General features: G+C 40.5%; 15 protein-coding genes and 1 pseudogene. 7 read left to right on the top strand and 9 right to left on the bottom strand.

Annotated elements, in window-relative coordinates:
- A partial coding sequence (locus EJP82_RS27160) for a LysR family transcriptional regulator (protein WP_148125762.1) occupies positions 1 to 843 on the bottom strand: 843 nt, incomplete at its 3' end.
- 177 nt (positions 844 to 1,020) lie between these two features.
- A pseudogene (locus EJP82_RS28590) lies at positions 1,021 to 1,179 on the bottom strand (carbohydrate ABC transporter permease); the annotation flags it as partial.
- A gap of 51 nt (positions 1,180 to 1,230) precedes the next feature.
- Between EJP82_RS28590 and EJP82_RS27150 the strand changes: the two are divergent.
- The gene (locus tag EJP82_RS27150) at positions 1,231 to 1,599 is read left to right on the top strand and encodes a Rossmann-fold NAD(P)-binding domain-containing protein (RefSeq protein WP_127195205.1); all 369 of its coding nucleotides are present in this window, start codon (positions 1,231 to 1,233) and stop codon (positions 1,597 to 1,599) included.
- Between the two features lie 3 nt (positions 1,600 to 1,602).
- Here EJP82_RS27150 and EJP82_RS27145 read toward each other — a convergent pair whose 3' ends face one another.
- From EJP82_RS27145 to EJP82_RS27130, 4 genes are read right to left on the bottom strand one after another with little or no spacing between them, the layout of a single operon-like run.
- The gene (locus EJP82_RS27145) at positions 1,603 to 2,556 is read right to left on the bottom strand and encodes a DUF1861 family protein (protein WP_425464374.1); all 954 of its coding nucleotides are present in this window, start codon (positions 2,554 to 2,556) and stop codon (positions 1,603 to 1,605) included.
- A gap of 20 nt (positions 2,557 to 2,576) precedes the next feature.
- Positions 2,577 to 3,659: a mannose-1-phosphate guanylyltransferase gene (locus EJP82_RS27140; protein WP_246054456.1), complete on the bottom strand. Its 1,083-nt coding sequence runs from the start codon at positions 3,657 to 3,659 to the stop codon at positions 2,577 to 2,579.
- Positions 3,649 to 4,749, bottom strand: coding sequence for a glycosyltransferase (locus EJP82_RS27135; RefSeq protein WP_127195204.1), 1,101 nt, complete (start codon positions 4,747 to 4,749; stop codon positions 3,649 to 3,651). Before EJP82_RS27135 ends, EJP82_RS27140 begins: the two co-directional genes overlap by 11 nt.
- Positions 4,749 to 5,903 (bottom strand): glycosyltransferase family 4 protein, encoded by a 1,155-nt coding sequence (locus EJP82_RS27130; protein ID WP_246054455.1) that lies wholly within the window; start codon positions 5,901 to 5,903, stop codon positions 4,749 to 4,751. Before EJP82_RS27130 ends, EJP82_RS27135 begins: the two co-directional genes overlap by 1 nt.
- A gap of 416 nt (positions 5,904 to 6,319) precedes the next feature.
- Between EJP82_RS27130 and EJP82_RS27125 the strand changes: the two genes are divergently transcribed.
- On the top strand, positions 6,320 to 6,895 hold the full coding sequence (locus EJP82_RS27125; protein ID WP_127195203.1) for a 50S ribosomal protein L25: 576 nt from the start codon (positions 6,320 to 6,322) through the stop codon (positions 6,893 to 6,895).
- Between the two features lie 127 nt (positions 6,896 to 7,022).
- On the opposite strand, the gene EJP82_RS27120 is transcribed toward EJP82_RS27125, so the two are convergent.
- Positions 7,023 to 8,069, bottom strand: a complete 1,047-nt coding sequence (locus tag EJP82_RS27120) for a YeiH family protein (RefSeq protein WP_127195202.1) — start codon at positions 8,067 to 8,069, stop codon at positions 7,023 to 7,025.
- Positions 8,070 to 8,259: 190 nt separating this feature from the next.
- Here EJP82_RS27120 and EJP82_RS27115 point away from each other — a divergent pair, with 190 nt between their 5' ends.
- Positions 8,260 to 9,153, top strand: coding sequence for a LysR family transcriptional regulator (locus EJP82_RS27115; protein WP_127195201.1), 894 nt, complete (start codon positions 8,260 to 8,262; stop codon positions 9,151 to 9,153).
- A 182-nt stretch (positions 9,154 to 9,335) separates the two neighbouring features.
- On the top strand, positions 9,336 to 9,905 hold the full coding sequence (locus EJP82_RS27110) for a superoxide dismutase family protein (protein ID WP_127195200.1): 570 nt from the start codon (positions 9,336 to 9,338) through the stop codon (positions 9,903 to 9,905).
- Positions 9,906 to 9,992: 87 nt separating this feature from the next.
- Here EJP82_RS27110 and EJP82_RS27105 read toward each other — a convergent pair whose 3' ends face one another.
- Positions 9,993 to 11,072 carry an AI-2E family transporter gene (locus EJP82_RS27105; protein WP_127195199.1) on the bottom strand — a complete coding sequence of 360 codons (1,080 nt, stop codon included), beginning with the start codon at positions 11,070 to 11,072 and terminating at the stop codon, positions 9,993 to 9,995.
- A gap of 78 nt (positions 11,073 to 11,150) precedes the next feature.
- A complete protein-coding gene (locus EJP82_RS27100) occupies positions 11,151 to 11,804 on the bottom strand; it encodes a pentapeptide repeat-containing protein (RefSeq protein ID WP_127195198.1) in 654 nt (217 codons plus the stop codon).
- Between the two features lie 144 nt (positions 11,805 to 11,948).
- Between EJP82_RS27100 and EJP82_RS27095 the strand changes: the two genes are divergently transcribed.
- Genes EJP82_RS27095 through EJP82_RS27085 form a run of 3 tightly spaced genes read left to right on the top strand, consistent with a single transcriptional unit; the run spans position 11,949 to position 15,006 of the window.
- Positions 11,949 to 12,440, top strand: a complete 492-nt coding sequence (locus EJP82_RS27095; RefSeq protein WP_127195197.1) for a DUF4358 domain-containing protein — start codon at positions 11,949 to 11,951, stop codon at positions 12,438 to 12,440.
- A 5-nt stretch (positions 12,441 to 12,445) separates the two neighbouring features.
- Positions 12,446 to 13,828 carry an MBOAT family O-acyltransferase gene (locus EJP82_RS27090; protein ID WP_127195196.1) on the top strand — a complete coding sequence of 461 codons (1,383 nt, stop codon included), beginning with the start codon at positions 12,446 to 12,448 and terminating at the stop codon, positions 13,826 to 13,828.
- Positions 13,829 to 13,851: 23 nt separating this feature from the next.
- A complete protein-coding gene (locus EJP82_RS27085; protein ID WP_127195195.1) occupies positions 13,852 to 15,006 on the top strand; it encodes a DHHW family protein in 1,155 nt (384 codons plus the stop codon).
- Positions 15,007 to 15,050 lie beyond the last annotated feature (44 nt).

The following is a 15,050-nucleotide window of genomic DNA, read 5'->3' as shown; positions in this document are numbered from 1 at the left end:
TATATTCTTACGACTTATCCAGCCAACATTGATGACTTCATCACATTCTAGAGGGACAGGAATGATCTCATTACCATTCAAATCAGCGCTAAGTACGCCTGTAGATATCGTATATCCGTTCAAACCAATCAATAAATTGAAGAGGGTTGCCCTGTCGTTTACACGAATACTTTTCTTATGCGATAAGGTGCTGAGAATTTCCTCTGAGAAATGAAAAGAATTGTATTCTCCCTGTTCAAACGACAGATAGGGGTATTGCTGAAGATCGTCTAGGGTAACGATGGATTGCCTGGCCAGGGGATTGTTAGTGCTTATAAATACATGTGGTTTTGCCGTAAATAAGCTCTGGAATCGTAGCTGAGCAGATTGTAGGAGTTTGTTGATTACTTTGGCATTGAACTCGTTGAGATACAATATCCCAATCTCACTGCGCATCGTCTTTACATCCTCGATAATATCATAGGTTTTTGTCTCGTGAAGCGCTAATTCATACTCATCTTGGCCATATTCACGTACTAGATTCACAAATGCGTTAACCGCAAAGGCGTAATGATGAGTAGAAACCGAAAAGTGCTGTGGAGAAGGTTTGGCATTCATGTAGCGACCCTCCAGCAGTTCTGCTTGTTCAGCAACCTGCCGAGCATAGCTAAGAAATTCTGCCCCTTCCACTGATAATGAGATCCCTTTATTCGTACGCTCAAAAATGCTAATATGTAGTTCTTCTTCTAGGTCCCTTATTGCATTTGAGAGGCTAGGCTGAGAAATAAATAATCGCTTTGCAGCTTCGTTGATCGAACCACGGCTCGCCACCTCAATCACATATTTCAATTGTTGAAGAGTCATTTGATTCAATCCTCTCTGTGTCGATTATTAATCTCATTATATAATATATTTTATTTTAATATAGTTATCATTCTTATGCCTTATAGATCATATCAGCGACCTTCTCTTCATGCTAGGCACACGTAGAAAGTACCCTTCTGAATATCTCACAAATTTCTTCTGTCGTACGCAATCTACCTACTTTATGCCAGTATGCATGAAACTGTCTACGAACTGGCGTTGAAATATGAGGAATGCGGCAAGCAGTGGTGTAATTACAAGAATGGTAGCCGCTGTGACTGTTCCTCATTGCGCACCTGTCTCAGCAATACCAACGGTTAATGGACGAGATTCAATTTGTGCTTTTAGTTAAGGGCTTAACCAATATGAAGGGGATGGTGGTTCCATATGTCGATCGTCATTAGTGGGGCTAATGGTGAACTAATCATTTACCCTGGGGATTGGAAATTCAATACCGTAACACGTCATGACCTCGCTTTAGGAATAGCGGCTGTTCTTTCTGAACCAGATGGACATAGAAATAAGACCTATGAGCTTACAGCACCTCACCCATGGTCTTTTGATGAACTAGCTATTATTATGTCTGAGTTCGCAGGCAAGCCCATATCCATCCGTCAGGATCCACAGATCCAAAATTGGATATACGGATACTTAAACAAGATTGATACTTCTTCAACCTCAGATGACTTGGAGCGATTAATTGGTGGCCCCATCACTACACTGAAAGATAGCGTCCTACCATTTATCAATATGTAGTTATCATTTTGAGAAAGCCATATTTTCATATTTCGTAAATGGATCCTCAATATCAATGTAGTGAGCTTCAGTATCGCTAGCTCCCACATAAAGTATCACTCGGTTATTATCCTTGCGAACTAATCCACCGCTGAAGATAACATCAGATAGATCCGGACGCTTGGCTGGCCCTTCTGGGAAGTCGCTTCTTGTTGCAATTATTTTGACGGGCGACTTCTCTCTAGTCCAGGGATTGAGCACAAATGACATGGCATGATAATGCAACTGATCCTCTTCATCTGTATAGGAAATGTGCCCTAATACGCCAAGGAACCCATTTTTGAGTAAATGAATTTCATTGGTCCCTCCCCATTCATCCTTCAGAAATTGATCACGAAATAAGGGAGCTTTAATAATCGCCGTTTCGGATAAATCCTCAAACGACTCTAGAATGCTGAAGCCGATTACGGCTCTTGTGCCTTCAATTCCGAAAGGTCTGGAGAAAACACCAAGCGTTCCGTCAGATAATTGAGTTAATCGAATGTCTTTCATATTCCAAGGTCCCGTTGCCGCAAGCACAAGCTCACGCAGGTTATTGCCGCGGTACAACACAGTCTTCCAACCCATGATTTTCTCAGGTGATTCAGAATCAAAGTAGAGCTTAACTCCCCCAAAGATCCATTCCCCATTTATTTTCGTAATAAAGGGATCTTGGAGTTGAAACGTTGGTAAGTCGAGTCTGGGTGTCCACACATCATCCGTACAAGTAAAGAAGATAATTTCGGATTCCTCCGAATTACGTGCTTCAACCCGACCGGCTATGCATAATTCACCCTCATTTAAGAAAGGGGCTGTGATATTATAAACGTCTCGATCTCCAACTCCGGCAAAATGTAGCTTCCTGCCTTTGTATTGAGCAGGTTGATATTCACGGAGGAGTTCCTTGCAAGTCTTTGTATCCCATTCTAATTTCATCATGAGGTAAGATTCAGCCTTTCCTAGGTGTATGCCTGCATTCCTTTTTCATTCAGCATTTTGACGATTTCCTTTACCTCTTGTGCTTTATCCTTTGCACAGATCAGCAACGCATCCTTGGTATCGGCAATAATCAGGCCATCTATACCGATTGTAGTTATTAATCGTTTTTCGCCATAGATAATGGAATTCCGTGTTTCGATACCAAGATAACTCGCCTTGACAATATTCCCATGTTCATCAGGAGGAAATATTGCTCCGAGCGCATCCCAACTACCGATATCATTCCAGCCAAAATCGCCAGAAATGACCACAACCTCGTCACAACGTTCTAGAATACCGTAATCGATTGAAATGTTTTGTAGCAAAGGATAGATTTCATTCATCATCTCTTCTTCGCGATCCGTGCCCAAATACTCAATTAAGGGGAGCATCGTTTTATAAAGCCGCGGGAGAAACCTTTTAAAATTATCAATAATAATTGAGGTTCTCCAAATAAACATCCCACTGTTCCATAGATAATGACCGGACTCAAGATAGGACTTCGCCTTAATAAAATTAGGCTTCTCCACAAACTCAGCTACCTCGAATACGTTGCAGGGCTTCGATATTATCGGTTCACTTCCGCAGGAAATATACCCATAACCAGTTGAAGCAAATGTAGGCTTGATGCCAATCGTCACGATTTTTCCTGTCTCCATGGCAATATTACAAGCCTCATCTAATGTCTTCCTAAATTTATCTTCTTCGGTAATATGATGGTCAGAAGGAAATACAATCATCAGAGAATCCCCATGTGTTTTCTCGATAAATAAAGCAGCGAGTAAAATACTTGCTGCCGTATTTTTGGCTACAGGTTCCACCAAAATATTGCCGGGTTGAACACTTGTATGCATAATACTTTCAAGTAACACAGCTTGAGAGCGATTGGTCACAACAATAGTATTCTCCATGGGGATAACCCCATTAAAGCGCTCAATGGTATCATTGAGCATGATATCGTTGCCGCTTATATTTATCAGCTGTTTCGGTAGTTCCTGCCGAGATAAGGGCCAGAAACGAGTTCCTCCACCACCAGCAAGAATCGTTGCAAATTTATTCATCATGTAACACCATATGAGCCATACAATAGGAAACAATATTCTCAGAGCCTTGATTTAAATTTAACCCCAAAGCATGTATACCATCGTAACAGCCGCCCGTTCTCTCATCGATTAAAGATTCTTTGCGTGAATTATATCCGTGAAACCAATCGTAACATAGAGATGCTTGGACGAAATATGTGTTAATCCCTAGTGTTTTGTATGCTTCGAAACAGGCAAGCAGCATCTCACAAGCCTCGATCGGCTGCTCGTCATATAAAGCCGCAACTCCACCCCGCTCAAGCCAACCATGACTTCCAACAGGTTTGAAATAACCTTCTATCGAAAAAGTAATCGATGCTAGAAAGTCCAGACTTTCCTTAGCCGTCTTCTGAAATTCTACCGTATGAGATAATTTTGCTGCCTTGAAAAGTGCCCACGGCAGCATAGCGTTGCCGTAAGTAATACTATCCTCAAACCAATGCCAATTTTCTCCCTTATTGCCTTGATACTGCGTATGCAGTTCCATGGCTAATCCCTCAATTATTGAGGATATCCGGTTTCCTGCAAGGAAAGCTGGGTCCTCTTGTTCCTCGTTAGGAAAAGGGAACTTATATGTTAAGGCCTGTGGCGTCTCCATCATATAAGTCAATCCAATAATACTATAGGCCTTTGCTCGCGGAGATTTCAAATTCTGCACATGTGGCAGAGCCTGATTGATCATATATCTACATGTATTGTGTAAATTATCAGGTACCGAAGGTTCCGATAGTGTGTATCCAAGCGCCCACAAACAGCGGCCTAGACAATCTTCAGACCCTGTCTTTTCTACGAACACACGGTTATAATCCATGAAATTTTTAAAGCTACCATCCTCACTTTGAGCATGATAGATAAAAGATAAATAAGTATGAATGAGATCTAGTGATTTAATATCCCTTTTACTCTTATACAGCATCACAGCAGCAATCAGAGCCCTTGCATTATCATCCGAAGTATAACCTTTTGATCGGTCAGGAATACCAAACTTAGTATGTTGAAAGATCCCAGTATCATCACTCAATCTGTGTAAATAATCCGCTATCAGCGGTTTGGCCGCAGTCAATTCCCCCATTATACTGCGCTCCCTTTTATTACATAACTAGCTGTGATAGTTTCATGAAAAAGCGCCGCATAGGACTTGGCTACTTCGTTCCACATCATAGTGCTTCCAAGGGCAAGTGTCTTATTTTCCATCTCATTCTTTAATTCCGGATGGTCCAGAATATTCAGAATATGAGTTTCTAAAGAAGCTGAATCATGGAAATCTGCTAGCAGCCCTCTCCCTTCAGCTAACATTTCTACAGCGTATCGATACGGGGTCGAGATGATCACTCTTCCATAACCAATTCCGTAAGCGAGAGTACCACTTACAGCCTGGTCCTTACCCAAATAAGGTGTCATATAAATATCCGATAATACTAGAGATTGAACAACTTCCTCTTGGGTTAGATGCTTGTCGACAAAAACAACATTTTGTTCAAGGTTTAGTTCCGCTACCAAATCCATCAACTTTTGTCGGTAGACTTCCCCAACCTCTTGCTTGACAACCGGATGTGTCTTACCCCATATCATGTAAAGCGCTTCAGGATGTTTGGCCACAACTCCGCTCATGGCCTGAATGGCATATTCAATTCCTTTACCCGGACTTAAGAAACCAAACGTCGAAAGAATTTGTCGATGGGAATAACCATAACGCTCCTTAAGTTTCATTCTTGATTCCGTATCCACAAAGGGAACTCCATGATGAATCATTTGAATTTTGTCGCAGTCAATATTGTAGACTTCAAGTAAATCCTTCACTTTATTTTGAACCATTGTGATAACCTTAAAACTCAGATCAGCAAGTCGCTTCATGATAAAACATTGTTTAGGGCTAGGTTCGGACAACACAGTGTGAAAAATAACAATGAACGGAATTTTTAGCTTTTCGGCCAACTCTAGAACATATTCCCCGCTTTCGCCTCCGTAAATCCCAAACTCATGTTGAATCACCAGCAAGTCGATGTTAGAATGATTCAATTCCTTCGCTATTTTGCTATAATCCGCACGATTATGTTGGTCAATTACCCCCATAACCTGATTGCCGTATACATATGACTTATCATTATTAACCGCGATTATTCGGGGTAAATTAAAATCATTCATCTCTTTGATCTCATCCATCAGATCTTGAGAAAATGTAGCTAAGCCGCACTCTCTTGGCAGACTGGTTCCCAAAAACGCCACATTACGTTTGATCACTGTATTTTTAATAGTATTTCCTCCTATTTTTTATAAATTATTACATTTAGATATAAAAAAAAGAAATAAAGATAACTTTATTCCTAACCTTGATTTATATGCTTTTGGATATAAAAGGTATATAGCTTCATCCTTTTAGTTGCCATTCATTTCTTGCATTCCGCTCCTATCTGCTCCTTAAACCTTAACACTACCCTATTTTCTTGTCAATGAAGTCAGGTACCATAAATTTACATGATTGGTTTGACAAGTAAGGAACTTGTGATAGTATTAACACATAACGAGAAAACATGTTCGTGTAGCGGGCCGATTAGACATTACATTTCTAATCGGTCTTTTTCTTGTAAGTTCGATCGCATTACATTTGACTCTTTCCCCATTCGATTAGGAGGCAACAAACGATGAGCAATTCTATCCAGTTAAATGAACGGGTCAATCTAAGTAAATCTTTAATCAATCTAATGAGAAAACAAGGACAGGTTCCGGCAATTGTATATGGTAAAGACATTGGCAGTATCGCTGTACTTGTAAACGAAAAGGAACTTCTTTCAACTATAAAGCAGAACCCTCGTGCAATTTTGAATGCCGATATCCCTGGAAAAGGAATCAATCCTGTGTTGATTCAGAATATTCAAAGAGACCCATTCACCCATAAGATTGTCCATGTTGATTTTCATCAATTGAATATGAACGAAAGTATGGATTCAAATGTAACGATTCACTTTTCCGGAGATCCCGTTGGTGTCAAAGAAGGAGGAATCCTTCAGATAGAATTGCACGAAGTAACGGTTCGCTGTATGCCAGATAATTTACTTAGTGCATTTGAGGTTGATATTAGCAAGCTTGGGATTGGTGATCAATTACTCGTAACTGATCTTTCCTTCCACAAAGGAATAGAGGTTTTATCTGACCCAAATGAACTGCTTGTTAAAATTACACAAGCCCATGCCCAGGAAGAAGCCGTAGTTCCAGCATAGATCACACACAGCTATATAAGGGACCCTATACCAAATGTACAGGGTTCCTTTTTATATACCTTGAATGGTGAAAGCCATCGCTGCCTGTAGGCAGCAGACAATTAGCAAACCAAATACATACGCAAAGTCAGGCAAATCCAAATAGATGCACCAACATAAATCCTAGAACGGAAAGTAATACCGATCCGATCAATCCTGCGGCAAATGACTTCATTCCGAGCCGTTTGAAATCGACTAAATCTACGTTCAATCCAAGACCTGCCATAGCCATCGCTATCAGCATGTATGCGATAAACACAATATCACTTGCTAACTCTGCAGAGACAATACCAAGTGAATTAACTCCACTGACGAGCAGAAAACCAAGGATAAACCAAGGTATCGGTATGGATTTCCACGAAGCTTTCGATTGCCCGCCTTGCTCTTTACGCAATGCACGGTTGGACCAGATGCCAATGAGAATGGCGACCGGAACTAATAAGGCAACTCTCGTCAATTTAATGATAACCGCCATATCCACCGCATCACTTCCTCCAGCATCCGCAGCCGCAATGACGTGAGCAATCTCGTGCAATGTTGCACCCGAGAATAAACCATAACTGAGTGGCGATAAGCCTAGAATAGGGTACAAAAAGGTGTATACTAATGTAAATATCGTTCCCAAGATAGCTACAATCGCCGCTCCGATTGCAGTTTCATCATCTTTGGCCTTGATTTGTGGCGCTATTGCCACAACGGCTGCAGCACCACAGATCGCTGTACCACATGCAGTCAAAATACCTAATCGTTGATCTACTTTGAACAAACGCGTGAGCCCGTAAACGACTGTAAGCGTAAATATGATAACGATGACTGCGATTATAAATACTCTCGGTCCTGCATTCACAATATCCATTAAATTAAGCCTCATCCCGAGTAAGATAATACCGAGACGAAGTAGTTTTTTACTAGAAAAATTGGCTCCGGCAATGATGGTAGTGGGTACTCCAACCGATGCTCGCCAAGCAATCCCAATTATTATCGCGATGACTAGCTGGCCCATGATGCTGAGGAACGGGAAGAAAGATAAATATTTAGCAATGAATGCAAAAATTAATGTTAATCCAATCCCAAGTGCAAAGTTTAGATATGTTTTCAGCTTGTTCGGATTATAATACCCTTGTGACTGATCCATGTTCTTAATCACTCCTTGTATGCGCATCTTAGATGAAGGAATTATGTAATGCGCACTATGCTTCAACAGTAATATCCATTGGCTCGAAAGTGAAATACCGATATGCTATTCGAAGTATTAACAAAACTTATGCTTCACTTTACAATAGGAGTTATAAGCAGTTATAGCGTATCCGATAATGGAGGAAATAATGATTGTAGATACATTAAAGGTATTTGTAACGGTGGTTGAACAGAGTAATTTTTCGCGGGCGGCAGAGATCCTCAATCTTTCTCAGCCAGGGGTTAGTCTTCATATAAGAAATCTGGAGAACGAATTTGGAGTCAAGCTCCTCCACCGTTCTTCCAAGCAGGTGAAAACGACTGAGGCAGGTCATATTTTATACGCACGTGCCAAACAAATTCTATCTCAGTATGAAGCAGCTTCAGAGGAAATTTCGCTTTTACGGAACGAGGTTACAGGATCTTTAAAAATAGGAGCAAGCTTCACGATTGGTGAGTATATTCTCCCCCGTCTACTCTCGCAATTTGTTAATCAATATCCACAAGTTGATGTCCATGTGAATATAGCTAATACAGAAGAAATCGCTCACGGGATTCATACTCATGAGCTTGATATCGGTTTGGTCGAGGGTGAAACGGAGTATCCTGAAATTCAATTGAATCCACCCTTTATGGAGGATGAGATGGTTTTGATTACTCCTTCTGGTCATCCCTTAACCTCCCTTAGAAACATTAACTCCAGTATGTTACATGATCTAGTCTGGGTATTTAGAGAAAGCGGATCTGGTACCCGGGCATTCAGCGATCAATTTATCGAGAATTTAGGACTTCGCGTCAAGCGTTCCTTCGTATTCAACAGTAGTCAAGGCGTCAAAGAAGCCGTTATTGCTGGGCTTGGGGTTGCTATGTTATCCAGATTAGTCATACATAAAGAACTCGAATCGGGAAATCTACAGAGCATTCAAATAAATGAGCAACGTTTATCCCGCAATTTCTACGTTCTACAGGACCCTAAATCCTCACTTGATACTATGGCTGTTAAGATGTTCATACAGAAGCTGAGACAGTTTGAGAATGAATAAGAACTCTAATCCCCTATTTACTTACGCTAAAAAAGCACCGGATACTTGTATTTAGTATCCGGTGCTTTGTCATATCTTAGTAGCTATTGCAAGCTCCCCCCATCCTTCTAGATGTTTGCTAATTCTTATATTGGGAATAAATAAATGTAATGCACCTAAATAATCAAATTTGGAGGGTACCCATGAAGCTTAGAAAAAGCTCTTTGCTGACTGTGATTGTCTTGCTATTCATAGCGACGACAGGCTGTGAGGCCCAAGAAACATTCGGCAAAGTAACTGCTGCGAAAGATTCACCTGTATCACTACAACCCATCACAACTGACATCATCAATGGAAAGGGTGAAAAGATCGGAACCGCTAAGTTTACACAATTAGCTAAAGGTGTCCAAATCGATGTTTCTGCATCAGGATTAAAGCCGGGACTACATGGCATTCATATTCACGAAACAGGCAAATGTGAGATACCAGATTTCAAATCGGCTGGGTCACATTTTAATCCATCTGAGAAAGAACACGGTTATGACAACCCTAAAGGTGAACATGCGGGAGATTTAGCTAACCTTGTAGCAGATGCCAACGGAAATGCTCAAGCCCAATTCGTCTTAACCACCGTAACATTGCAAAAGGGTCAATCGGACTCACTGATTAGAACGGGTGGAACCGCATTGGTCATCCATGAAGATCCCGATGACATGCATACAGATCCTTCAGGAAATTCTGGTAATCGCATCGGATGCGCTGTCATCCAATAAGACCAAATAAAAAACTGGCAACACGCCGAATTGGGCGTAGTGCCAGTTTTTTTGGTGTATTGGTGTATAAATTGAATTCTCTTATCCTTAGATATTTTCCCAACTTCGCTTAAAGAATATTTCATATACCCTAACAACGATAATTTTGATAATCATATATATCGGAATGATTAGCAACACGCCTAGAATGCCAGCTAAATCGCCACCGACCATGACAAGGACAATTGTGGTGATCGGATGGATAGCGAGCTGCTTACCAAAAATATAGGGTGCAATCAAGTTATCCTGGATTTGCTGTGCGACTAGAATAACAATCAGTGACCAAATCGCTACCGAAGGAGACTCTATCAATCCAATAATAACAATCGGTATGGATGATAAAATCGCCCCAATAAAAGGAATAAAGTTCATTATAAATGCTATTACGGTAAGTAATAACGCATAAGGTAACCCAATAATAAGGAACCCGAAATACATAAGTACTCCCAGTGCTAAATTAATAAGTACGCGTCCCACAATAAAGTTACTCAATGAACGATCGATTTCAGCAATTACTTTAGCCATTTCCTCATGGAATCTTTTTGGTGTAATTCTGACGATTGCACGACCAAAATCCCCACTTTCTTTTAGCATATAGAAAAGGATGATCGGGAAGATAAACATAATAACGGTAATATCTGATATGACAGAAAACAACCCTGTTACGTAATTGGTTAAAAATGAAAATCCTTGAGTCAAAAAGTTAGTAACTTGAGTTGAAGGACTCACATCTTTCGGGAAAAAGTTAGAAAGAAATTCACTTCGTTCGAGCTCCTGCAACTGATTATTCAAAGAGGCGAATAAACTTGGTGCATTGTTCACCAGGTTGAGTAATTGACTGCGTAAGGAAGGCCAAACTCCAAGAATGAAACCTACTAATACAATTCCAAACACTAAATAAATCAACAAGATGGCGAGTGATCGGTTTATTTTTTTACGTTCCATCATGTTTACAAGTGGACGAAGTAAGTAATAGAAAAACGCCGACAACATAAGTGGAATAGTTATGATCGTAATTAGTGATAGGATAGGTTTAAATAAGAAATCAACAAGCGAACCCAAATATATGATTGCCATCACTAAAACTATGGCGACACATATTCTAATAAAATTATTTAGCTTAAACACATAATCTCCCCTTATATTAGCATTCTATTATTAATCCCCAGTTTAGAGGGTTTTAATTCCAATTCGATGTAATTCTGCTTAATCTCGATTAACTACCAAACCGAATAATGAAGCAAACACAGCCGCTTGCATCGGTGAAATGATACAGCCTTGCAAATCTTCCAGTGAAGCGCCGAGGCTCTCAAAATCACAGCTACTTAAGTCGATTCCCCCAAGCTTTGTTTGTGAGAACTGGGTCTGATCAAGATTTGTCTCTTCGAAGATTATACTTGATATATTCATACTAAAGAAATCAGCTTTCGCGAATGAGCTATTCATAAGCTTGACCAGCTTAGCATTTGCAAACCTTAACACAGCATAATCAGCATAACAAGTATCGAATACCACATTACGTAATGTAGAACCTGACAAATCCACGCCTAGTAACTTACATTTATGAAAAATAACCCGATGAAAGATCGATTCGTTCAAATTGATATTCGAAAGATCACAATTTTCAAATACCACATCCGTAAACTCCGCTTTATTTAGGTTTATGCCCCGAAACGTCGTATTCGTAAATCGCAATCTATCAAAACAAACCTTATACCCCGTTTGATTCGTAATCTCACAATCTTGAAAGATACCATCCGTTAAGATTTGCTCATCCTCTAATTCATAATCGGATAATGTGATCGGTTCTAGGTAAGCTGGAATCTTCGGCGCTTCTATTTTTTCTTTTTTACTAGACATGTTGTTTGATGGCCTCCTATGTATTAATAATCATGACAATAGTGAAGCATACTATATATTCCCTTTAAATATTTTGCAACATTAAGGACGTTACCACCGTCTTTACTGTCTGAACACACTACACAACAAGGAGAATGAACAAACATGAAGCACAAAAATATTTTAATGATCATGGTAGTCGTTCTTGGGATCATGCTAACCGCCTGCTCTAGCTCGAACAACAAAGAAGAAGCATTCGAACCAACTCAAACAACGAAAGAACTGATGGATAGCGTATTAGCGCAATTCGAGCAACCTTCCTTAATGGAGTTACCTGCCGAAATGGTCAACGAACTCTATCATTTAAATCCGACATTGCTCGATCAATATACAATCATGACACCGATGATGAATATAAAAACGAATGAAATTGCCATCCTTAAAGTTAAAGATGCGAAAGACATTCCTACAGTGGAAGAAGCAGTCAAACAACGTGCAACAGATATTCAAAAGCAATTCGAGACTTACCTACCAGACCAATATGAGAACGCTAGGAACTATAAGCTTGTAACTAAAGGTAACTACGTTATCTTTATTATCTCAGAGAACGCTGACGATATCGAGAAAGCATTCGAAACCTTCTTCGTTAAGCAATAATCACCATGGTATTCAGCAGCCTACTTTTCTTATTCCTGTTCTTGCCTGCTGTACTAGCGATATATTATTGCTCACCATGGCGAATGAAAAATCTTATTCTATTTGCCGCCAGCCTCGTATTCTATGCATGGGGTGAGCCTGTATATATCGTCATCATGCTACTCTCCACCGTCACTGATTACTGCTTTGGTCTGCTTCTAGAGAGACCGAAGCTCAGTGACAGCAAGCGAAAAGGGATTGTCGTGCTTTCCATTATCGTGAATTTAAGCTTATTGTCCTACTTCAAGTATGCGGATTTCCTTATCCAGAATATCAATACACTATTGGGAACTGATATCCCGTTAACCGAACTTCCCTTACCCATCGGCATATCCTTTTATACCTTTCAGTCCATGTCCTACATCATCGATGTATATAGAAGAACCGCCAAAGCACAACGTAATTGGCTTGATTTCGGTACATTCGTGGCGCTATTCCCGCAATTAGTAGCAGGACCTATCGTACAATATTCCACTGTTGCGGAGCAATTACGACACCGCACTGTGGACAGAGCGAAGTTCGCTGAGGGAGTACGTCGCTTCACGATTGGTTTAGCGAAGAAGGTATTACTAGCCAACAATATTGGACTGCTATGGAACACGATTTCAAATTCAAGTCCCGATACATTAACCGTACTGACTGCTTGGCTCGGTATTATCGCCTTTGCGTTCCAGATTTATTTTGATTTCAGTGGTTATTCCGACATGGCCATTGGACTCGGGCTGATGTTTGGATTTCGGTTTAATGAGAATTTCAATAAGCCTTACATGGCACAAAGCATCACCGATTTCTGGCGTCGCTGGCATATTTCTTTAAGCACATGGTTTCGCGACTATGTCTATATACCGTTAGGTGGTAATCGCCGTGGATTCAGAATACAACTACGAAATATTCTGATCGTATGGATGCTAACGGGCATATGGCATGGAGCAAGTTGGAACTTTCTCTTTTGGGGCCTGTACTTCGGTATTATTCTTATATTCGAGAAATGGCTTGGACTGAAACTGCTTGAACGCATGCCAAGATGGTTACGACATAGCTACGCCTTACTGCTTATTTTAATCGGCTGGGTGCTCTTTGCATTCGATGAACTTCCCGCAATGGGAGGTTATTTTAGCGCGATGTTAGGGCTGAATGGGCAATCATTATGGGATACCGAATCCTGGTATCTTCTATATACGAACGGTATATTGCTTGTCGTATTAGTGTTTGCCTCTATTTCAAATCGGACGAGATCACGAGTTAATACACCCTATCTGCAGCTTGTATGGCATGCAGTATTATTTCTATTATCCATAGCCTACTTGGTTGATGCAACTTTCAACCCTTTTCTATACTTTCGATTCTAACATTCAGAAGGAGAATGAGCTTGATGAAGAAACGCGTAGATCAATTTTATATCGCTGGATTTGTCGCTGTTCTATTCATCATGTCCTTCCTATTCTTCTTTCTTCCTAAGTCTTATTTCTCTGACACTGAAAATCGACCATTACAAAAGGTTCCACAGTTCACGTGGGATAACCTTTGGTCCAAGAAATTTTCAGAGGAAACGGAAAGCTTTGTTACCGATCATTTTCCTTTTCGGGACAAATGGGTTGCGGTGAAATCAACCATGGAGCAGTTACGCCTACAACAAGAGAACAATGGGATATATAAAGGTCATGATGGCTATCTCTTCGAGAAGTTTGGAAAGCCAGATTATGAAGTCGTGTCAAAATATACGGAGGCTGTAAAAACATTTGCTATCAACCATCCTGATTCCAAAATGACATTCATGCTCGCTCCAACTTCGATTGGCGTATATCCAGAACGGCTTCCATGGCTTGCTTCGGCTTATCCGCAAGCAGAGGTGAATGGATTCATTGGTGAGCAGTTGAAAGACAGCTTATCCTTCATGGATGGATTTGATTTTCTAGCGCATGATCCAACCCAAATTTATTTCCGTACAGATCACCACTGGACGACTTACGGTGCTTACTTAGCTTATCAAGCCTATGCTGAGAAAATGGGTTGGAAGGCAAAGCAGGAATCAGAGTTTACGATTGAATCCGTCACCGATTCCTTTCTAGGTAGCTATCATACACGGGGCCAGTTCTCTAGACTGGAGGGGGATACCATCCAGGTTTACCTTCCAAAACAGCCTACCCCTTCGGAGATGTATATTGCCGATACCGATGAGACAATATCAGGTCTGTATGACTCAAGTTACCTGGAGAAAAAAGATAAATACTCGTATTTCCTCGGCGGAGTACACGCACTCATGACTATAACAAGTCAGTTAGAACCAGCAGATATAGAACAGCAAAAGCTATTGGTCATCAAGGATTCCTATGCACATAGTGTGCTTCCTTTTCTAGCCCTTCATGTTCCGGAAATTCACGTCATCGATCTCCGTTATTATAACGGAAACATAAGCGAATACATGACAGCAAACGAAATTAGTGATGTATTGATGTTATTCAACACAACAACATTTGTGGACAATAACGGAGTGTTAAAATTGAAACAAAAAAGCCACGTCCAATGACGTGGCTTCAGGCTGTCGAGAAAGTCTCGACAGCCTTCTTTATG

This window comes from Paenibacillus anaericanus, assembly GCF_003994475.1.
In the GTDB taxonomy this organism is placed as follows: domain Bacteria; phylum Bacillota; class Bacilli; order Paenibacillales; family Paenibacillaceae; genus Fontibacillus; species Fontibacillus anaericanus.
This window is presented reverse-complemented; position numbering and strand designations above follow the sequence as displayed.

Bases quoted from the DNA above. Each gene is read 5' to 3' on its own strand.
- EJP82_RS27150 (WP_127195205.1), top strand. From the start codon at position 1,231: ATGTCGATCGTCATTAGTGGGGCTAATGGTGAACTAATCATTTACCCT.
- EJP82_RS27145 (WP_425464374.1), bottom strand. From the start codon at position 2,556: ATGATGAAATTAGAATGGGATACAAAGACTTGCAAGGAACTCCTCCGT.
- EJP82_RS27140 (WP_246054456.1), bottom strand. From the start codon at position 3,659: ATGATGAATAAATTTGCAACGATTCTTGCTGGTGGTGGAGGAACTCGT.
- EJP82_RS27135 (WP_127195204.1), bottom strand. From the start codon at position 4,749: ATGGGGGAATTGACTGCGGCCAAACCGCTGATAGCGGATTATTTACAC.
- EJP82_RS27125 (WP_127195203.1), top strand. From the start codon at position 6,320: ATGAGCAATTCTATCCAGTTAAATGAACGGGTCAATCTAAGTAAATCT.
- EJP82_RS27120 (WP_127195202.1), bottom strand. From the start codon at position 8,069: ATGGATCAGTCACAAGGGTATTATAATCCGAACAAGCTGAAAACATAT.
- EJP82_RS27115 (WP_127195201.1), top strand. From the start codon at position 8,260: ATGATTGTAGATACATTAAAGGTATTTGTAACGGTGGTTGAACAGAGT.
- EJP82_RS27110 (WP_127195200.1), top strand. From the start codon at position 9,336: ATGAAGCTTAGAAAAAGCTCTTTGCTGACTGTGATTGTCTTGCTATTC.
- EJP82_RS27100 (WP_127195198.1), bottom strand. From the start codon at position 11,804: ATGTCTAGTAAAAAAGAAAAAATAGAAGCGCCGAAGATTCCAGCTTAC.
- EJP82_RS27095 (WP_127195197.1), top strand. From the start codon at position 11,949: ATGAAGCACAAAAATATTTTAATGATCATGGTAGTCGTTCTTGGGATC.
- EJP82_RS27090 (WP_127195196.1), top strand. From the start codon at position 12,446: ATGGTATTCAGCAGCCTACTTTTCTTATTCCTGTTCTTGCCTGCTGTA.
- EJP82_RS27085 (WP_127195195.1), top strand. From the start codon at position 13,852: ATGAAGAAACGCGTAGATCAATTTTATATCGCTGGATTTGTCGCTGTT.